This window comes from 'Nostoc azollae' 0708 (genome assembly GCF_000196515.1).
GTDB lineage: Bacteria > Cyanobacteriota > Cyanobacteriia > Cyanobacteriales > Nostocaceae > Trichormus_B > Trichormus_B azollae.
Genome location: NC_014249.1, coordinates 12,259 through 32,530 on the forward strand (window position 1 = coordinate 12,259; position 20,272 = coordinate 32,530).

Here is a 20,272-nt window from a genome sequence, read left to right on the forward strand (position 1 = left end):
TTGTTACAGTCTTTCCTATCTAACTGACAAACTCAAGAGATAATGTAAAGTGGTTAAGCCATTAAGGAGGTTCTTTATAGTGATCTAGCTGTAATGAACAACGAAGATAAAGTTTGGAAATACTACTTTATTCGCTATTGCCACTCTTTGGGAATCACATTAAACAATTCACCCATTCCACAGCCGAAAAAATCACACACAACTGCTAAAATATCAACATCATAACAATTTTCAGAGTTATGATACAATCCCCTAACAACAGTAAAAGTTAGCCCATTCGCCTGAGCCAGCACCAACCTGGTCAAATATTGGTCATCAATTAAATCCTGTAAGCGACAACGAAGTTAGACTTTCAACTGCTGCACAACTTTTCTGTCACTTCATTTAGTAAATTTTGGTGAAACGTTACGATTCATTAAGGATACTGTTATTTAAAAGTCTTTCTTTTCTATTGTGTTTATACTTAACGCTATTATGGCGATTAGATAATTAAATAGTTAATCGCTATAATTGAAAAAGCAAAAAGGCGATCGCCCCATTCCAGCAAGAATATGCGATCACCCTTTAAAAACTAGACGTAACATTTGAGGTCAAAACTATGATGACACAAGATCAGGGTTTTAAGGTAGCTCTAGGCGATATCCAAGTAAGCAACTGCACAGCTAGAGTTAAAGAAATACATTAATAAACAAGCCGATACCATTACGCTATTTGCAGTCAATTACAGCTTTGATTACAACCGATTTACAGAACGCGCACTGCAAAACAAAGCCAAAACCACGCTAGCTAACTTTATCGGCTTTCTCCGTCAGACCTTTGATAGATTATTAGCTAGTGGTAAAGCATTACAGAATTTGTACTACGATTGCCTTACTTTTTGCCCAAATGGTAAACAAGTTTTTCACACTTGGCTTGAAAGTGAAGATTTTGGCATATCTTGCCATATTGCCTCCTCAGCCATGAAAATTTTCACTTAGTTTGACTAACTACCAAAGCAAATCCAAAGCTTAGTACGAAAAAAAGTCCATAAATGGAGCGTTGGAGCCCTGAGCCAATTGAGTAAAGTAGCTCATCACCTCATCAAAGAACGGGTAGATTCTGGCAAGAAAACAGCGGCACAAGTCAAGGGAACAGCAGAGAAAACTGCAACCAGCGCCAAAAAACTAATTCCACCGTTGTTGCTACTACGAGTAACGAAAGAATAGATGCACCAGAGTTGGCTCCTGGGATACAGATTGTCGTTATTGCTGATGGAGACTGAAAAAGTTACAAAGGCATTATTACCGCCAAATGAGAGATAAATGGCCATGAATCCTGGTGGGTACTATTAGAAAATGTGGTTTCTCAAGAGTCATTCACCAAAATATTGTTTGAACCAGAACAAATTCAATTAGGAGTACTAACAAATCAGGGCGGAAGGAAGACTAGTCCAAAAGAGACTTTCACTGCACAACAAGTAGAACAAAAGATTGCTGAGGCTTTAGCAGAACGAGAAAGAGAACAAATAAAAGCCGAACTGAGGAAATTTATTGAAATTCATGATACTGCTATTCAAGCGGCCACAGTTGAGTTAAAAGCTACTCAGGAACACTCACAAAAAATGGCGTAAGAGAAGGAGAAATTAATTGGGCAGTTAATTGAAAAAGAGAGACAGTTAGACAGAATGCAGGATCTCTCTATAAAAAACCAACAATTAGAACAACGGGTAGCCTAGTTAGAGAAAGCATTAGAACAAGCAGGTCAAAACAGTTGGCAGAATACATTTTCCAGACAAACAGCGGCGCTAGTTAATTCACAATTAGAAGAAGCAACAATTACACCATTGATATCAGAAGTTGAGCGATTCAATAAAGTAGTTTCCAGTAGGGAACAAGAAGTTGCACAAGTCAAAGCTGTTAACCACAGGCAATAAGCTAAATTAACGAATATTGTCAATTTGATCACCAATACGAACGAGATAAATTCAGACCAAACAGAAGTTTTCGAACAATTTTTACAAATAAAAATTTTGCTTCAGGAGATTAGGATCAATAATACCTCTATAGATCCAAAAGTATAATTTAAAGAAGATTAAAACTCCTCCCAATCGCAAGCGCCATATAAATAGCAGGGTTTTTAAGCCTTGTTACCACAGTCAGGGAGCAACGCGATTTTATAAAATCCGGCAAAAATGTAATTTTAGCTACTCGCACTAGAAGTATAGCTAAAATATTTTTCTAGTATCCAAGTAAATTCAATCATATTAAAGAATAAAATTGCACAACAAAGTATCCTCTCAAAATATCGTAGGAAGACTTTTATCCAATGCTTTAATAAGCAAGTACTGATTAATACAAATACCTATTAAACAGCAGTTAGAAGTCTAAAATATTAGATAGTTTGAGGACAAATAAAAAAGGTGAAAATCGAATTACAGAAATTATTCCAGTTTCCAGCTATCCATTGATAACGCAGATGTAACATAATTTCCGCATTTTCCCTTAACCAAGATTTACTGTTTCCTTTCATTCTTGAAATAAACTTAACTTGCTCGTAATTCCCTGTCAAATCAATGCGAGTTTATTGCTGTTATTTCTATTAACCTAACTGCTTTCCAGTATATATTCGTGGTTAGACTTCTGTTCCAAGTATCAAATTTTTAATGGTGGTTTTTCATCCCTTTAATCCAGTAAATATAACAGAAGAAGAACATAATAATAAAATTATACTTTTATTTGCACTTTTGCATGAGTAAGCTTGGATAAAAAGTACTGGCATAAGAACTATTTCAGTCAAAGAAATTAACACAAAATTTATACCAATTCATCTGGCTCCAACTTGAACACAGGATTCAACTTAATCACTAATTGTGGTGGGAACTGAATTTAGGAATAATTAAACAAAATATATCAAAAAGCATAGTATTTTACATCAAATAATATCCTTTAAATAGGGAAATAATCTGTAGCAATATAACTAACACATTTCATAAACTTGAGAATTATGTGGAGTAAATCATAACTAACAAGAGGAAGAAAATGACTATGAATGGAAATGTACAGATACCAGCAAGTGAAGAAACTACAAAAAATAAACAATTAGAGACAACTAAATAAACAAGAAGAATAGTAATTATGACTGGTAATAAAGGAGGTGTAAGTAAATCCACATTTGCAAGAGGATTACTGCATTTATATCTCAACAAACAGCTAAAGTATTGAGCGTATAACTCACATCATCGCAATGCCAGATTGTATAGACATTACAACTCAGCATAACCTAGAGTCAAGCTACTTGATATTTTTACAAGAGGAGGTACAGATGACTTACCAATGGACTTAGAAAAAGAACTTCCCCCATTGGTATTAGTAGATTTACCCACTCAATCAGGTCTGCTTTTTAAGAATTCTGAGAAAAATTTGGGTGTATTTGATGCTATCAAAGGCTTAGGATACAGAGTCATAAGGGTGAGTGTACCATCTAGGGCAAAAGACTCAGTGAGTCTATTACAAATCCCTCAGAAATACTGTGAAGATCACGTTAATTATGTAGTTATAAAAATATATTCCATAGTGAAGCTGATAAGTTTAAACGCTATGACAGTTCTGATACTCGCACTACACTTTTAGATGCTAGCACGGTAAAAATTAAAATACCCAATTTGTATTTCAAGCCCTATAAATATATTGATAAAAAACTTGACTTTTAGTGAAGTTTTACAAGATAAACAAGCCAATATTGTCATTAAATCTTGTGTTTAATTTTGGTTGGAAAAATCAGAGGAAAGCGTATTGAATGCTAATGAACTATTAGGGATAAAAGAAAATATAGTCATCACAGATCAAGCCGCATAGCCAAAATAATCCAGGAATTATCCCCACTACTAAACAACTAGTAATGACAGTTGGCAATCCTAGCGTAGGTAAGTCAAAAACAGCAAGGTTATTACTAGAGTTTTATCTAGAATCAAAACTGGACTCAGAGTTTATTACAGTGGTAATCGCAATAAGTTATATGCTTATCAGCTATTATTAGCTATTGCTCAATTACCATTAACCCAAGGTGGTGCAGACCAATTATTAATTGATTTAGAAAGTTTTTATGATGTACAATTAGCTTTGAGTGATTTACCCAGACCAAGTTTTGAAGGATCCAGACAATTTGCAGAAGAAGTTATGCTGTGGGATGCAATTGCACAATTAGGTTATCGTATCACCTTTATACATCCAATTTCTTATCGGAGAGATTATATAGATTATCTACAAAAGCTTTTTAATTGTTATCACAATAAAGCAGACCAGATCATTACTAAGAATGTGCATTTTAGTGATGATTTTCCCTAGTATAATGGTTCTAATATTCAACAGCGTATTCAAGCAAGTGGAAGAGATAAATTATATTTAGGAAAAGTATGGAGAGATACTTATGAATTAGTAGAATCTCTGGATTCACCTTATAACTATGCCATCCAAAATTCTGAAATAGATTTTATGAACCGTTCTTATGTCTTTAACTAGATAGAATAATTTAGTTAGTAAATCCAGAATAATCAACATACTGGGAAACTATTAGCTTTATTAAACATTACATCAGTACTGAACTTCCACAATCAATTAAATAGCGGTTTTTAAGCTTTGTTCTAAATATGCAGAATCAGGAATAACTAGGAATAGAATTATGCAGAGAAAAGCCATAATTCAGAACACTTCTAAGATTTGCAGTAAATTAATATAAAGCTGAATAGAATAAAATTTCAAGAATAATTGACCACCCATAAACACAGATAAAGATGGATAAAATAATAGATTTTCCAGTCCGTGCAACCTCATATAAAATTGGTCTTAGAGTTATCTTTTATTTGTCTTGAAAAGACCAATTCCTCTATATTACTGAACCTTTACTTTTTAAAATTCTAGTTTCTAACTCCTGAATTGTTACTTTTTAGCTACTACCTAAAATAGAATTATGTTAGAAAATTTCAGCACAATCAAAAACTGACATATAGGACTCCTATATCATCTCTATCAAGAAACTTAAAAAAGGCACACAAACTTATAAACACCTCTGTAAAAGCTTCTTTAGATACAACATTAGCAGGATAATCAGATCATTTTAAGCAGAAACCTCTCGATGTGGTGAGACGTTCTGGTATCAATCCTAAAGACCCATTTTTCTTGATATTGAGTTCCTTCAGTAAATTTGAAGTATTAATAGAAGACATTGTCGGTAAAACCAATACTGTAGTCGAGGGTTGGACAACAAAAATAGATGACAAACTTAATCAAGTATCAAGCATAGCTATTGTTCAAAAAAAAAGTGCTATTGCTAAAGTAGCATCAACCTTGTTAAGCAAAGCAGAACAAAAAAATCTAAATCCGTCTTTAGTCCCTTAATAGCCACTGCCCTAGTATTATCTGGTGTAGTTGGTGTTGTTATGCCGGCTGGTAATATATTTTTTATTTGAAGAGCTAGAGGATCAACAGAAGCAATTCGCTTAACTTGAGAAGAACAAGAAACTTTGAATTGGACTAGGTCAAAAGACGGAGAATTTGCCCATCAGATTATAAGGTGGAACGATTTTGACCTGAGTATTTGTCGAGCAAAAAAAGCTCAACTGAAAGGCAGATGTATGATTTGGGTTGTAAATAATGACGAACGACAACATTATCTAGACCAATTAGATCAAAAATCAAGATCAAGCCATTAAACTGATTTGATTTGTTTCTGAACTATCTATCAGTTCCTCTACAATTACTTCTGTAGCAGCTTGAGCACGATTTTGACAATCGAGTTTAGTTAGGACACGATGGACATGAGACCTCACAGTACCTACATTCAAAAAAAGTTTGTCGGCAATTTCATTGTTTCTATCACGAATAGCAATGAACTGTCATCTGCAAAATGCAGATTAACAAAAGCTATGTGTGGAGTATGAATATTAATGGTTTCTAGTTCTTCTACTACTGTTTGAGCCTCTGCAAAAATCTCGATATTTTTGTCAGCAGATAGTAGCATTTTGATACTATATCGAGTGAAATCATAGTCATCAATAATTACTATTTTGATCATCTGATTTACATATAATGTGCAGTTTATTCTGATTTACTCGTATTAATGATGATATTTAGAAATGGTTAAGTATCTCTTAACTTAGATAGATAGATGACAAATATCTTAATTTAATATTTTCTTAGAATTTGTCTATTAAATTTAATGTCTGCATTATAAAATAATGAGTTCTGTTCGCTGTATCGCTGCATAGGAAAGAAAACGTAGTGTGTCACAGAGACGATCAAGGGAGTCGTTAGTTTATTTATACTGTGTTGTGATACGGAAAAACTTCAACCGATAATATGCAAATTACTTCTCTTGAGCTAAAAATTGTCACATGATAGTCTAAAGACAGATTTTTACAAGATTTTCAGTGCGTAAACTAGGAGATATAAGAATTTTTTCTTGTGTTGCTTACTGCTAAATATAAAGATAGATTTTTATGAGGAAAATAAAAAATCATTTTTTTATACCTTTAGATAGGAGTGCAATTAAGAGAGCTATGTATAGTAGGCAAATAATTTATGCTCTGTTTGCTGTTAAGAAGTCACTTTTTTCTGCTAAAAAGTCAGCAGTTTTAGATCTAATATCTAAAACTGCTGGTTTGACTAAAGTGATTTATACTAAATCATCTTGTTTAATCTCCTCAACAGGACGATTTTTAAAGTTTCTAGTATGATTGAATGAACTATCATTCAAAATGTGACAGTAGCCAGATAAAGATATATAACTATCCTAGTACTATTGTAGAAGTTCACTATCACCTCCACTCAGTTTTGATAAACGCAAGAAATTTTTAGAGTCATTCTCACGAACAAATTTCACTTTTAAGCATGTGTATACAGTTGTAGAATCAACACCAATTTTCTCAGCTAACTTTTTTTTGAGTCCAGACTTCTTGTAATAACTGTTCAATTAACTGAACTAATTGTTTTTGGTATTCTTGCATAGCAGAAAAACTAGTTCTACTATTTATAAGATTTAGTTTTTATTCCACTTTATACTTATCGGATTATGTTAGCGAATTCAAATAATATCTAAATTATTGAATTTGGTTGAGAATAACGGCTACATCAGGCTTTTAGAATTTTGTATTTTATTCGCCAATAATATGCTTGTTTTAATATAAGAGTTTAGCAAAGCTAAATTGGATAAAACCTGCGTACTTATTTTATTCTCTAATTGTAAGACTAAACATCTTTTCTTTACAAGAGGTTCAGCAAAATAATAAAGCCGAAATTTCTGACAAGCCAATCAAGCATTTTAGATCACATCTTGACATACTTTCCAGAATTCTCTTAGAAATCACGGCTCCTAATGAAATTTTTAAGAAATTATAAGTAAAAATAGAACCTACCCTGCATTGTACAACCATAATTAGTGCAGGGCGAAAAAGTTACAGAATGGACTTTAAAAAGCATCCGTCAACAAAAAAGGTGTCATCACTCCCAAAGCAAAGTTATACGTATATGAGGGAATTGACTCAAACTTCTACTAATAGAGGAGAGAAGCAAACTAACTCATCCTCTAAATTCTACTATCTTTTTGGATACACAAAATCTTACTGTTGCCGAAGATATTGATCCAATAGAGTTGGAGACAAACTCTGAACAAAATCAGGCAGCTAATCAATACCTATCAAACAGAGCGGATCATCTAAATGAAGTTGATAGCCTGCATGGCAAAGCCATAAATGTGGAACTAGGTAGATTAGAGGACAGAATTGAAAAGGGTTTAAGAGCTTTTTGGGAAATTGGAAACTCCTTGGATCAAATTCGAGATAAACAGCTTTATCAGCAAAGTTAAACAACCTTTGATGAATATTGCCTTAACCATTGGGAAATGTCGCAACGGTCTGCTTATCACTTGATACAAGCTGCAGTGGTTTATAAAAATGTGACCCGTAGACACAAAGTTTTGTAAATGTGATCCATGGATCACAAAATCAAATTCTGCATACCAATGAATGCCAAATCAGACCCTTAGCAACACTACCCCCAGAAAAACAACGCGAAGCCTGGGCTACAGCAGTTTCTACAGCCCCCAATAGTAAAGTCACAGGTGCTCATATTACCGAAGTAGCAAGAGAGTATCACCGAGAGAACTCAGCAGATAAATCTAGGCAAAAGCATTCTTTTAAACAACAACACCAATCAACTGATAATTCTGAGCAATCATTAAACCATAGTTACTGGAATTGCCGTTATTCTAGTTAAGAGTTGGTAAAAGATGATCACCAAAGTTTTTATTGCGATCGCTTGGATAAGTTAAATTCTGTGGAAAAAAACAGCAACCAACGGGGTGCAGAATGTGAACACTGGACTTATCCCTTTGGAGAATCATCTCAAGTCAGAAATAATTTAGTCTCCTTACGAGAAACTTTTAACCTCACTTCATAACTAGCAACATACTTGCAAGCATTAATACAAGATGCTGCTAAAAAATCAGACTTAGCATTGATGGAATAAGTAGCAAAACTTGTGGAAGAGGCAATTTTCAAAAAGAAAACTCCTCCAAATAGAGATATTCACCAAAATTTTATAGATATTATAGTTTGAGAAGTTACCTGACATTCAAAAAAAATACCCTTATGCAGGGAGAGGGAGAACAGGGGGACATGAAAAAAGAACGCACGGTGGAAGTCTTCGTTATACCCCGCGCCTCTAATTCTTCTGTTTAAAATGCCGTCTCAGGCATTAGGATTTATAAAGGAAGTGCTGTTTCCACACCACTAATTTTTAAAGTTGTAATGTTGACTGTGAAAGACCGACCAACCAATTTTCAACTTCCGCCGCACAACGAAGCGGCTTTAGAAGGACTTAGGGAAGCAAAAAACGTCGACTCCACTGTGGCTCTAGCAACTAGTCGTTCAGCAATTGCTACAAGTACAATTGCCCCCGCTGGCTGGTTGCTTTTTGGCTTAGCTTACAAACCATTGGTGAGGGTGGAGAAGATTACGCGACTGGAAAAGCTAACAACTGTATTGTTAGATGAATTTAAAGACCAAGGAATACAAGTCTTTCCAGTCCTTCAAATTGAAGATAAGAACCCTATTGACTTTTTTATCAGGTTTCCACGCAAAACTCACCTGTTTATCTCCATCAGATCATTAGGAGACAGGGAAGTAGTCTACAACGAAACTAGGGAAATTATCCAAGTTCGCAAGAAAAATAAGGGTGGTTTAACAAGCTGGAAACCTTGTCCATTGCTTGAGCTAGCAGATTACGAAAAGTGGCTCAACAAGAAGAGAGACTTATTTGGAATGTCTTCAAGGGAGGCCACAAAAATACGTACTGCAAAAGTTCTAGTCTTATGGCATCCTACTAAGAAAGCTTCAAATCTCAAAGAACATCTTTATACTGAAGTGGGAAGTATGAAAACTCTAGCTCTCAGGAGAAAAGGTACTATGTTTGTTATTCAAGAGGAGGAAGTAACTGAGTTCGTCAAATCTTGGTTAGCTACGTGCGAATAAATTAAATAGATTGAAAAGGCGAAAACCCCACGTCCAGTTAGGACAGCGAGGTTTTCCACATACATTCCATCATCGGAATTGGAGCGGGGTATTGGGTTTGCAGCCTAATATTTATATCCCTGTTAGTGATCTTATCTCAAAAAGTTGAGATGTAAAACCAGAAGAACACTGATTTTACAAGAAAATTAGGATTTACGCAATTACGATGCCTTCGGTGTAACCCTTTGGGGAAACAAGGTCAAGCTACGAGCAGCGTCTCTTAACGCTAAATCGTTAGCATGGTATGATGCAAATATTAGCTCTGCTAAAGCGCACCGTCTCCAGCAGGAGAAGCAAAGAAAACGTAGATATCACGGGAAAACAATTTGAAACCCATATTGTTTGTACCCCTTGCGTAAGTCCTAGTAAAAAAGCAATTCAGGAATTATATCTTCTTATCTTCCTGAGTGTGTGTCTCAAAGATTACTAATATGGGATAGCTCCAATTCCTCCAAAACACTTACTGGAGGATTGGCTATGATCTCACAACAACAATTTCATAACGAATTAGAACCACAGCAGCCTGAAGAAAAGAAACAGGGGGCAAGGGAGCAAGGAGCAGGGAGCAGGGAGGACACTATCCTGCGGGAAGCTGGCGCAACAGGTGGAGATTCGACACTTCGACCAAGCTCAGTGACCACCCTACCTGGACAAGAACTTTGTAGAAATGGGAGACTCAAACATGAGTTCTGCTCCGCTTTACCGCAGGAGGAAGGAGTCATTTCTCCCTGCCCTAGTTCGGCTTACGCTCACGGCAAAAGCCTGCCCACTTCCCCCTACCTCTTCATTAAACAAGATCAATTTACACCACAGTTAGAACTAGAGCCTATTCAGAACGACAAAATTAAATTCGCATTTAACGCCACGGGTAAAGATAAAAACTGGGATTTTCGGAAACTAGCAGCCAACTTCCAAGACAAAAAAGGAACTATTTGGGATGTAGCTAGACATGTAGAAGCAGGACACGCCTTATGTGCTGGGTTACTTGATGGGCAATGGCGAAGTAAATCTCATATTATTGGTTCTCAGTGGTTGTTACTAGATATTGACAACTCACAAACTTGGTTAGATAAAAATGGTAATCCATTAGATAAAAATGGTAGACCAATCAAAATTAATAGAGCCTGGGTAGATATTGACGGTAATGTCATTGAAAAATCAGATGGTAGACAAGCCAAGAAAATCTACCAACATCAGCTAAAATTAGACGAAGCGATAAAACACCCATTCATCAAACAACATTGCGCTTTAATCTACACCACAGCCAGCCATCAACCAAACTGGGACAAATTCCGGTTAGTATTCGTACTACCTGAATACGTTCAGGGTGCAGATACAGTAGAAGTATTAACACGCTACTTAATGAAGCATCTACCACATGACCCAGCCTGTAAAGATGCTTCACGGGTATTTTATGGCAATACTAAAGCCACATTCCCCTTAATTCAACCTCATGTCAGACTACCCCAATCTTGGATAGATAAAGCTGTAAACACTGCTTATCAAGAAAAAATTGAGTACGAGAAACGGATAGCAGAAATTACAACACGTCGTCTACAATTCAAAGAACGGGCAAAAGCTAACAACTGGGATATTGATCAGCTAATTCAACAAGCATTAACTTATATTCCCTCACGTAGTCCTGGTAGTAACAACTATAAAGAGTGTATAGATGTATTAATAGCGCTAAATTCTCATTATGATGCTGTAGATGCAGAAATTATTGGTGAACAGTGGAGTCCATCAATTAAGGGAACAACTTGGAATATTCGAGACAAAATTAGGAGTTTTCGCGGTCGTTCTGGTATATCAATTGGTACGCTATTTCATATTGCTAAACAGTATGGATTCAGGTTTCCAAAAGTTGAAAATACAACTTTTAATAGTAATCACCAAAATAACAAGTATAACCACTACCAAATAAAGACATTCAGGGATTACCGACAAGAAGAATTAAACAATTATCAAAAGGAGATATTTAAAGATTACCGCAGAAGAAACTTTGGTAATAATTTACACATTACCTTAACAAATGCCAAAATCAGCAAACAAGAATGGCTTGCTAAATATGGTATAAAGAGAGACTTTCAAGAGTTACTGCAAACTTTAGTCACTGTTACTCATAAAGCCCAACAATTGATAGGTAATATTGTTTACCAACCACAACCAACCATACTTTTACCAACTAATAACCTAGATGTTGATATCTGGTTTGAACCGAAAACCCGCACCCAGACTTACCTAGATGCGACTCAATCAGGTAAGAAATTTATCTTAGATTTATCACACACTGGTGCTGGAAAATCTCACACCGTGGGGGAATTTATGCCAGAACAATTTGGAGTCAATACACTTTTCTACGTCAGCAATGAACACCGTAATCCCAGTGTAGCAACTATTGAACAGTGGACAGACTTACCAGTACGCCACAACGGATTAGTAGCAGATAATAAGAGACTCACACCATTGGGAAACCCACAAATACACTGGCCGCAACGGGGGGAAGAACCAAACGTTGAGGGAACTTGTCCTCTTACAGATTTTTTTAATGCCCTTGCAACCAAAGGATACAAAAAAGAAACATCCGTAGAAGCCAGCCTTAACCCCATCTGCAATGGCTGTAAACACAGAGCTAATTGTGCGGGTAGAGATGCTGCTGGTAATGTCCTCCCGAAAGTCAATGGTGCTACCTTCCGACGTGATAGAAGGGATGCTCTAGCATCTAAGCGAATTCGTGCTAATATCAACTCTTTACCCCAAGCTACAGATATCACTGGCATGAAGGGAGGTGCTTTTATTGACGAAGCTTCTAGACAACTACAACCAGTTGATTTTATTAAAGTTAGTTTACGAGATTTTAACTCCTCGATGATGGAGGTGCAAAGTAAATTACCGACAGTATATGACAAAATCAGAGGTTTAGTTCTACCTCTACGGGTACTACTAACTGGTGAAATTCCCCCTGTTGAGGAAACATATCATGGGTATAACGATGAGTTAATCAGAGCCTTATTAGGGAAAATCCCTACAGATTTACCAGAAATTATCGCTGAACTGGAAACTATTGCTCCAAATATTGAAAAATTGGTACAAGAGGCTGATAGTATTACATTGGATGGGGTTGATAAATGCGATCGCAATTCTTTCAGCAGAAAAACATTGAAGTTTATCCGTAGCCACCTCAGTAAACAAGCTGCTCAAGAGACTTACAGGAATATTGACAGTTTACCCGTTAGATGGTTGATTCCCCTTCTAGAAGTGATTGGAGACATTCAACCAGGGGCTTTACGAGTTAAGAACAAACATCTAATTATTGCTACTAAAAATAGCCGTCAAGTTGATATTCTCAAAGCTTTTGACTTTGTTTTCTTGATGGACGCTACTGCTAACCGTGAAAATGTCGCTATGCAGTTAGGCATTAATCCAGAGGAAATACTGGTGATTTCGGAAATCCCACCAGATTACAGTAACCTGATTATTCACCAAATCACAGGCTTTGGATTACTGAATAAAGACCGAGGTAATAAATTAAAAGAACGAATTGCGGCATTGCGCGAAGAATTAAATCAACGTCATGATGGTAATATTGCTTACATAGACCACTTAGTACATAAAAATAAGGGTGATGGACATTGGTTTGCTGATAATCGTGGCAGTAATGCCTATCAAGATAGGCAAGCCATTTGCAGTTTTGGCACTCCATATCAGGATATTGGCGCATCAGGGCAAGTTTATATAACTTTAACAGGAGACAAAAATGTGAGTAAAAAAAATAAGGCTTTTCAAGATGTAATTAACCATTTGGTTCACACTGAAGTTGTTCAGTGTGCAGGTAGAACTAGAGCGAGTCGTAGGACGGAGGAGGTTACTTTTTATGTAGTTAGTGACAAGAATTTATCCTATTTAGCAGATTACTACCCTAATGCTAGGTTTATTAAATCTGATGCTTTTAATATTTGTCCAAGAGCAGGTAATGAGATACAACAGACACATAAGGGTATATTAACAGGTTTTAAGTTGCTGGTAGCAGAAGGGGTGACGGATTGGCAGAAAGTTAGTCAGGGGGCTTTAGCTAAAGCTGCTGGTATTTCTCAATCATGGTTAAGTCAGGTTGCTAAGAGGTATTTGGGGGGGTGGAATAGCTTTAGAAAATTATTACTACTCCTATATAATTCTCTATATAGGGTTAGTAATAATTCTCTAGAAGTTTTGACTAAAGAACAGAAGTGGTTTATTGATGAGTATTTACCTTTGTTGCAGCAGGATCGAGAAGCTGGTTATGAATCTGTGGATTTGGTGATTGAACATTTGATTATCTTTAGTGAACATCTTGGCTGGCAAGGGTTTTCTAGGGCTGTAAATGCCGCTACGATGGGAATTAAAGCTTTTTTAATAGATTGTTTGATAGCTGTGTTGCCGAAGGAGGTTCATGATCATGTTAAACACAACTGGGCTTTCTATTTAGCTAAACTAGAACCTGAATACTGAGTTTATACTTAGACTTGCTGATTTTTTATAGTTGGATTAAACCAATACAATATTGCGGTGTAGCTTGCTACTTTTTTCATGAGTAGGAGTAATTTCCTCTTGTCAAGAAAAACTACATTGCCGCATAATATACTATTTTGATTTATTGGAATAGCAACTAAATGCGGTAGAATTGAAAATGATAAGGTAGTACAAATGGCTTATATTGATTTTAAATTAAGTAAATTTAAAAAGAATTTCCAGATTCACATTGATGAAGAAATGGATTTATTTGCTAACATTAGATCTACCCAAATAAGTGAACAACTTCAAAATACTTTAGAAGAAACTACTGAATTTGTATTAGCAATCAATACTGGAAAAGCCGCTCTGAAATGATTATTACACCTATTTTATTAGAGGTAAGACGAAGGGCTAATTCTCAGATTAGTTTATTGTCAGGAACTGATTTTAATGTTGATGTTGAAAAAGGTTTAAATAGTTATTGTGATTTTGTAATCAGTCGTTCTAAGGAACAGTTAACAATTAACGCACCTGTGATGATTATTGTAGAAGTAAAAAATGAAAAAATTAAAGGTAGCTTAGGATAATGTAGGGCAGCAATGTTAGCAGTACAGTTGTTTAATGATCAGGAAGATAATAAAACTAAAACTATTTATGGGGCTGTTATTATCGGAGATATTTGGAAGTTTTTGAAGTTGGAAGGAACTGGTGTATTTATTGACTTAAATAATTATTATATTAAGGAGTTAAACAAGATTTTGGGCATTTTGTGTCAAGGAGTTCAATGGTGAAAATTATTTCAATATATTCAATATGATATTTTTACTTTCAATAACAATATCATTTCTGATGGTAAAAATATCAAAACTCATTTTTGTAAAATTATTGGTTCTACCGCTCTTCTTATAGAAAAGAATATTAATTTAGTTTTTCTAGCGACTATCTTGATTGTCAAGTGATAATTTAGGCAGTCGCTGCAATAAATTCTGTTTTACATAAAGGCAAAGGTAGAGTCATTATTATTAATTTCTTCTAAAAACCTTTGTTCATTAATTTAAAAATCTATATCTGCATAACTTTCCGTCAAGGTCAATAATCTTAAAGAATGAACTGGAAGATTTGCATATAAGGAAGTCTTAAAAGCTGTATCATCCTGAGAACCTACCATCTGTCTCAATTCATTAACATTAACATATCCTTCTAAAAAAGCTTCTCTAGCTAATGTATTGAGAACTCCTTGACATATATCCCCTAATTTATCCTGGATTTTATGTGTTAAATTATCTGCTAAGTTAATTATGATTTGTATAAATTGAGAATCTCCCAACTCTACATTTTTATTTTACTTCTTAAAAGACTTTAAAAGTTCCTGCCATAAAAAAAGATGTTTAACAATTAAATAGGAGTTCTATGTAACGTCTCTCTATCCAGGAATCAACCATATTTTTATAAAAAAGTCTATTACTCTGCTAACTCTTTGTCCTCCTTAACCAATTCATTAATTTGATTATACTCCATTAACGCTATCAGTTTAAAGTATATAAGTATTATTTTATTTTCAGAATTAAAATTTGCTCGTCTTCCACTGTAATTTGTAGTGAAGTGGTAAGTTCATCTGATTGATAGACTATAATCTCTCCATCTTCACTATTTTCTATTAAACTTTCTTCGCTTATTAACCTTGCTATCATCAAAGGAATAGTGTACAATATAATGTCTTCCTCATATATTTCTGTTTAGTTTTCTTCCTATTTATTCACCGCAGCTATAATTGAATTATTATTAATTTGGTTGAAATTATCTTGCTGATTTTTTATTGTACTCACCTTTAACTCATCTGATAATATAACTGGTAATTTACGAATAAACTCTGGATTTTCTACCTGGACTTTACTTGGCTCAAATGTTATTACAACAGGTTCTTACACAGTCCTTCCAGAGTCGAGATTAGCAATAATAGATGCCAGTGTTTTAATAGCATTATTTGTTGTTCAATGCTTACAGTTTCTATGAATTGAATTGATTCTAATTCATTAAAATCAACATATTTGAGAAGTTTGCTTAATATTCTATATATAAATAAGCAGTTTTAGCAGGGGAAATATTAGGGGATATTCTACTTAATTCTTCAGTGAGTATAGTTAAAGGACTACTTATCATGAATTTATGCCAACCAATTGAACAAAAACTAAATTGATTAAATATTAAACTTGAAGATACTGATTTTTGACTGATCTTAAGGATTGATTAATATCATTGTTGATTTCTTCAGATATATCAATAAGTTCACCCGATATTTGACTCTGCTTAATTTGTCCTAATTTAATATCCAGTCACACAGTTCTATGTTTTTCTATATTTATTAAATCTTTATCGGAGTTCGTGATTAAGATTAAGTATTCTTTACCTTGTACTATAACTTCTCCATTATCTTCAGAAATACCGAATACATCCCCATTTTTTGAGTAATTTCTGTGATTTGATTGATAGAATGTAATCCTTTAAAATTATTATTTATTGCTAAGACTACTTTTTCTGTTAATTCTGTGCCTGATTTAAATTCACTACCAATCTTTGCAATTCGCTGAATATATTCTGCTGACTTATCTAACTTTTGTGCAGTCAAATACCATGTTCTTAATTTTTTCAATGGTGTTTCTTTATTCTTAATAGTTTTATCAGCAACTACTTCCTTTTGAATATTTTTAGATGAGGAAATGCCTGTAGAGTTAGGCAACTTTATCTCATGAGATGACACACAGATGATTGCTATCTAGGTACTTAGAAAGATACTTCTGGAGCTGTTGGTGTAATAGGTTGTGGTTCTTGGTTACTAAGCGTAGTATTTTGTTCTAGCTTGGCTGTGTGTGTATATCCATTACTCACAAATTCTAACTTATATCCCTGTGTCTCTAAATATTGTTTTACCAGTTGGTCAATACCAGCAGTATTACCTACTATAAAAGAACTTTTGGAAGCGATCACTCTATCAATTAGTAGTACATAATGTTTATCAAAAGTTTCCAAAATTTCTTCTTGAGTAACACCCCTCCAAGGACCAGAACCTGAAACCATAATTAATTGTGTCATTAGCTGAGTACACCCCTGTATTTCCCCCCTCTAAACTTCCTGATAGTTACGGGTGCTAGAGGGTGTTTTAGGTGGTGCAGATCACATACCAATGAATTCAGTAGCTACTTTAGCCATTGCTATATCTTTTTGCATATGTGTTGCTACAGTATCGTTCAGGGGTTGCAGATTAGTAAGTGGGTTAGAAGTTTTAGGAGAATTAATAAGTACCTGTCCAGGATTTTTGGCTTGAGGTGTGGATAAAGTAGTAGTTCTTGCTACAGATTACTTTGTTGGTAACTTTGAGGATACTTGGGTAATAGTCTGCGAATTTTCTAATACTTTAGAATATCCTTTAATCAAAGCGGGAATAAACGGAGATTCTTTACCCTTGCCTTCTCAGTAGTTATCTTTGGTAGAAGTGACATAGTGAGTACAGTTTTCCAACTATTTCACTCCTCCCCTTTGGGTGATAGCTGTAAACAACTTGGAGTGCTGTTCTAACTTGGCTTGAATGATTTCTGCCATTAACTGTATTCGTGGTTCTCCCAAAGGTACTGTAGTTTTGTAGTGTTGGTAAGCTTGTTCAGCAGAGACAAAAGGCACTCCAGCAGGTTTATCTTGGGCATAAGTTTCTGGTCCATATTTATCGGCGGGTACTGCGATGTTATCATGGAAAGATACAGGATACTCCCCTTGAATTGTGCCTAATTCCTTGGCTTTAATAGTAGGATTAGTTATAGCTACATCTAGAGGCTGAGAACTTCTCGAACCGATATTCACCGGAGAAGTAATAACAGATGTCAGCCGTATGGCTGTAGATAAAGGTGGTGGTATAGCAGGTGTAACCGATGACTGTTCAAGTTTTGCGCTGGCGAAAGGTATTATTTTTCTGTTCATATAATCTCCCAGTGCTTCTATATTCAGTCCCCACACTTCCGGTTTATCCCTAAAGGTAGTAAGTTCTCGACTACTATGTTTTTCCATTACTGCCCACTGTTACTGATATGCTTGATCTGCAATCATTTCTGGGCTGATGCGGTATTGTTTGCCTACTCGAAAGGCAACTTGTTGAGAACCTCCAGTAGGAATATTGGAATCCCTACTGGAGGCGATGGTATAAATTCTACTTTAGGCGATTGCGCGGAGTGCACTGCCGGAGGTAATCACACTATTAGACGTACTGGAAGCGATAGTGAAGCGCTCCGTAGGAATCCCAGAATGGCCGGCCACCTATAGCGTTTGTCAAAGACGTGCTGGAGGTAATCGCAATATCCCCCTCTTTAAATCCATAAGCTTTGTACGGTTCATAAGTTCTAGTTGTATGATATCTACCATATCCCTGCATAGCACCAATAGTAGTGCTGATGGGTAAAGGGTTGGGTTCATTGTGTATTTCCAGAGGAAACATCATTTGCACACGTTTACCCGAAATTACAACATCCTTTTGTTCAGGTTTTAAGACAATGGTGCTATTAGCAGGTAATACTTGATATACTGCGGATATAGTTTGCAGATTTTTAGGAACTACAATTGTTCGCTGTAGTGGATTGTCATTTGATAAATTGGGTGTAACTATAACAGGTATTGTAGGTGTAGCTAATTCCTGAACTTCATCGAGTCTTTCCTCTATTATATGTGGTCTATTGGGAAGGGCATTAAGATATTGATTGTAAGCACTATTTTTTCTGTCAGCACTTAATGCTTCTTCGAGCTTTGCCTTGAAAGCATCAAAGTCATTAGATGAAATTGTACTACTAACCAAGTAAATTATATAAATACCTTTTCGTTCTTAGTGATACATCTTGTGGAGATAAAACATTAAATTGAATACTTTTAGATTTAAAGCAATTCTGAACTAATTCTATTTTGTGGTTGTCTAGTACTATTCCTATTAATCCCAGTACCTTATCTTCTTGACTAGTAAACAATCTTGTTGGAAGTTCTTGGATTTTCTCTAGTAATAGTCCACTTTTTTCAACTATCACCTCTTGCTTTGTTACCGTAGTTGGTTGGGAATTATCTTTAAAAGCTTGATTCCTTTGTCCAAATTTGGGGATGTTTTATTGTGCTGGGTTCAATGTTAAGCAAACTGTGAGAAAAACTACTTTCTAATGTAAAGTGTACGGAACTTTATTGACCATGTTTAAGTATTTCTAAATTTTGTAGTACTTCCTTATATTTTTTATAGTGAAGAACTTCTAATAATTCTCTATTGAGAAAAATGGCATTCCTATTTTTACTGCTTGGTACTTCTAAACTAATACCTTTATATTCTCCTCCCGTAAGAACTTGATCTTTCAACTGATAAACATTAATTGTGTTAGCTTTTAATAAATTGCTATGAGGTGATTCAGCAATAATAGAACTACCTTCATTTGGACTATCACTAATACATTTTAATTTAAATTAAAGCAGATTACCATTAGCTAAATAATTTATTTTTCTTAATTCTTGAATCGAATCATTATCCAATTCTCCTAATGTTTGACCAGCCAATTTAATTTTAGCTGTGTCAATAGGAACTGCTATGCTACCAATAGCGACTGTAACTTGTTCATTATTGAAAGTCTTACCTGTATGAGAAAATTTGCTAATTTCTCTAAAATTAATGTTGATTAGTGGTTGCGATGGTAAATTAATAGTTGCCGTAGCTGTATAAGATTCACCTGGTTTAATATATGCTTGTGCCTGAGTATCAATTGGTAATTGGCCTGTTCTTTGTTCCAAAGCAGCAAATTCTTTGTATTGTTTATTATTGTCTTTGATAAATACCAATCTAGAATTATGTCTTTCATGTCCTGGAGGATAGCAACTGACTTGTATTTTTATCGAATAATTATCTTGGGGATTCCATTTCCTACCAACAACATTATCTCCTTTCCTACCAATTCTTAATGCCTTGATTCGTGAAGATTTTAACTTCTCTAATCGCTTAATTATTCCCTTGCCAAAGGTTGCAAATACAAAATTAGATTCCTTCTTACGGGAGCTTAAACCTCAATTATTTCCTTGTTTTAATTCATCTTATTGAGAAATTGATATACTCCATGTTACGGCTACAATTTCTAATTTTTGGTCTTCAGTAATTAAATTATATGAATTTTTAGAAATAGCATAAGCTTCTTGGAATAGTAATTTGATTTGACTTTCTCTCAATTTATTTTTAAG

At 35.0% G+C, this 20,272-nt stretch carries 19 protein-coding genes and 2 pseudogenes; 10 read left to right on the forward strand and 11 right to left on the reverse strand.

The window, feature by feature from the left end:
- Positions 1-134: 134 nt before the first annotated feature.
- A pseudogene (locus AAZO_RS32500) lies at positions 135-323 on the reverse strand (helix-turn-helix domain-containing protein); the annotation flags it as partial.
- A gap of 732 nt (positions 324-1,055) precedes the next feature.
- Here AAZO_RS32500 and AAZO_RS40450 point away from each other — a divergent pair.
- Together AAZO_RS40450 and AAZO_RS40455 are read left to right on the forward strand one after the other, a co-directional pair.
- Positions 1,056-1,205, forward strand: coding sequence for a hypothetical protein (locus AAZO_RS40450; protein WP_228371808.1), 150 nt, complete (start codon positions 1,056-1,058; stop codon positions 1,203-1,205).
- 131 nt (positions 1,206-1,336) lie between these two features.
- Complete coding sequence (locus AAZO_RS40455; RefSeq protein ID WP_013193276.1) at positions 1,337-1,609, forward strand: hypothetical protein; 273 nt, start codon at positions 1,337-1,339, stop codon at positions 1,607-1,609.
- A gap of 131 nt (positions 1,610-1,740) precedes the next feature.
- On the opposite strand, the gene AAZO_RS40460 is transcribed toward AAZO_RS40455, so the two are convergent.
- The gene (locus AAZO_RS40460; protein ID WP_228371809.1) at positions 1,741-1,935 is read right to left on the reverse strand and encodes a hypothetical protein; all 195 of its coding nucleotides are present in this window, start codon (positions 1,933-1,935) and stop codon (positions 1,741-1,743) included.
- A 2,219-nt stretch (positions 1,936-4,154) separates the two neighbouring features.
- Here AAZO_RS40460 and AAZO_RS40465 point away from each other — a divergent pair.
- Positions 4,155-4,322 (forward strand): hypothetical protein, encoded by a 168-nt coding sequence (locus AAZO_RS40465; RefSeq protein ID WP_228371810.1) that lies wholly within the window; start codon positions 4,155-4,157, stop codon positions 4,320-4,322.
- A gap of 792 nt (positions 4,323-5,114) precedes the next feature.
- Positions 5,115-5,372: a DUF6753 family protein gene (locus AAZO_RS40470; protein WP_228371811.1), complete on the forward strand. Its 258-nt coding sequence runs from the start codon at positions 5,115-5,117 to the stop codon at positions 5,370-5,372.
- A gap of 302 nt (positions 5,373-5,674) precedes the next feature.
- Here AAZO_RS40470 and AAZO_RS40475 read toward each other — a convergent pair whose 3' ends face one another.
- Entirely contained in the window at positions 5,675-5,818 is a 144-nt protein-coding gene (locus AAZO_RS40475; RefSeq protein ID WP_266890043.1) for a helix-turn-helix domain-containing protein, read from the reverse strand.
- Positions 5,815-6,048, reverse strand: coding sequence for a helix-turn-helix domain-containing protein (locus AAZO_RS40480; protein WP_013193279.1), 234 nt, complete (start codon positions 6,046-6,048; stop codon positions 5,815-5,817). Before AAZO_RS40480 ends, AAZO_RS40475 begins: the two co-directional genes overlap by 4 nt.
- A gap of 1,527 nt (positions 6,049-7,575) precedes the next feature.
- Here AAZO_RS40480 and AAZO_RS40485 point away from each other — a divergent pair.
- From AAZO_RS40485 to AAZO_RS25075, 6 genes and pseudogenes are all read left to right on the forward strand, one after another.
- Positions 7,576-7,836: a hypothetical protein gene (locus AAZO_RS40485; protein ID WP_081462928.1), complete on the forward strand. Its 261-nt coding sequence runs from the start codon at positions 7,576-7,578 to the stop codon at positions 7,834-7,836.
- 119 nt (positions 7,837-7,955) lie between these two features.
- A complete protein-coding gene (locus tag AAZO_RS40490; RefSeq protein WP_081462929.1) occupies positions 7,956-8,246 on the forward strand; it encodes a hypothetical protein in 291 nt (96 codons plus the stop codon).
- A gap of 3 nt (positions 8,247-8,249) precedes the next feature.
- Entirely contained in the window at positions 8,250-8,429 is a 180-nt protein-coding gene (locus AAZO_RS40495) for a hypothetical protein (protein ID WP_228371812.1), read from the forward strand.
- 350 nt (positions 8,430-8,779) lie between these two features.
- A complete protein-coding gene (locus AAZO_RS25065) occupies positions 8,780-9,502 on the forward strand; it encodes a hypothetical protein (protein WP_013193282.1) in 723 nt (240 codons plus the stop codon).
- Positions 9,503-10,018: 516 nt separating this feature from the next.
- Positions 10,019-14,029: a PriCT-2 domain-containing protein gene (locus AAZO_RS25070; RefSeq protein ID WP_013193283.1), complete on the forward strand. Its 4,011-nt coding sequence runs from the start codon at positions 10,019-10,021 to the stop codon at positions 14,027-14,029.
- Positions 14,030-14,224: 195 nt separating this feature from the next.
- Positions 14,225-14,823, forward strand: a pseudogene (locus AAZO_RS25075) (hypothetical protein).
- 263 nt (positions 14,824-15,086) lie between these two features.
- On the opposite strand, the gene AAZO_RS25080 reads toward AAZO_RS25075, so the two are convergent.
- From AAZO_RS25080 to AAZO_RS43065, 7 genes are all read right to left on the reverse strand, one after another.
- Positions 15,087-15,359, reverse strand: a complete 273-nt coding sequence (locus AAZO_RS25080; protein ID WP_013193284.1) for a hypothetical protein — start codon at positions 15,357-15,359, stop codon at positions 15,087-15,089.
- 1,086 nt (positions 15,360-16,445) lie between these two features.
- Positions 16,446-16,769 (reverse strand): hypothetical protein, encoded by a 324-nt coding sequence (locus AAZO_RS43040; RefSeq protein ID WP_041644001.1) that lies wholly within the window; start codon positions 16,767-16,769, stop codon positions 16,446-16,448.
- 44 nt (positions 16,770-16,813) lie between these two features.
- Positions 16,814-17,122 carry a hypothetical protein gene (locus AAZO_RS43045; RefSeq protein WP_041644004.1) on the reverse strand — a complete coding sequence of 103 codons (309 nt, stop codon included), beginning with the start codon at positions 17,120-17,122 and terminating at the stop codon, positions 16,814-16,816.
- 426 nt (positions 17,123-17,548) lie between these two features.
- Positions 17,549-18,088, reverse strand: coding sequence for a hypothetical protein (locus AAZO_RS43050; protein ID WP_041644007.1), 540 nt, complete (start codon positions 18,086-18,088; stop codon positions 17,549-17,551).
- Between the two features lie 187 nt (positions 18,089-18,275).
- Positions 18,276-18,866 carry a hypothetical protein gene (locus AAZO_RS43055; RefSeq protein WP_041644009.1) on the reverse strand — a complete coding sequence of 197 codons (591 nt, stop codon included), beginning with the start codon at positions 18,864-18,866 and terminating at the stop codon, positions 18,276-18,278.
- Between the two features lie 368 nt (positions 18,867-19,234).
- Positions 19,235-19,405 (reverse strand): hypothetical protein, encoded by a 171-nt coding sequence (locus tag AAZO_RS43060; RefSeq protein ID WP_338027293.1) that lies wholly within the window; start codon positions 19,403-19,405, stop codon positions 19,235-19,237.
- A 105-nt stretch (positions 19,406-19,510) separates the two neighbouring features.
- Positions 19,511-19,879 (reverse strand): hypothetical protein, encoded by a 369-nt coding sequence (locus AAZO_RS43065; protein WP_041644015.1) that lies wholly within the window; start codon positions 19,877-19,879, stop codon positions 19,511-19,513.
- Positions 19,880-20,272 lie beyond the last annotated feature (393 nt).

Excerpts from the sequence above, each read along its gene's own strand:
- AAZO_RS40465 (WP_228371810.1), top strand. The coding sequence starts at position 4,155 with ATGCTGTGGGATGCAATTGCACAATTAGGTTATCGTATCACCTTTATA.
- AAZO_RS40480 (WP_013193279.1), bottom strand. The coding sequence starts at position 6,048 with ATGATCAAAATAGTAATTATTGATGACTATGATTTCACTCGATATAGT.
- AAZO_RS25065 (WP_013193282.1), top strand. The coding sequence starts at position 8,780 with ATGTTGACTGTGAAAGACCGACCAACCAATTTTCAACTTCCGCCGCAC.
- AAZO_RS25070 (WP_013193283.1), top strand. The coding sequence starts at position 10,019 with ATGATCTCACAACAACAATTTCATAACGAATTAGAACCACAGCAGCCT.
- AAZO_RS43045 (WP_041644004.1), bottom strand. The coding sequence starts at position 17,122 with ATGACACAATTAATTATGGTTTCAGGTTCTGGTCCTTGGAGGGGTGTT.
- AAZO_RS43050 (WP_041644007.1), bottom strand. The coding sequence starts at position 18,088 with ATGGAAAAACATAGTAGTCGAGAACTTACTACCTTTAGGGATAAACCG.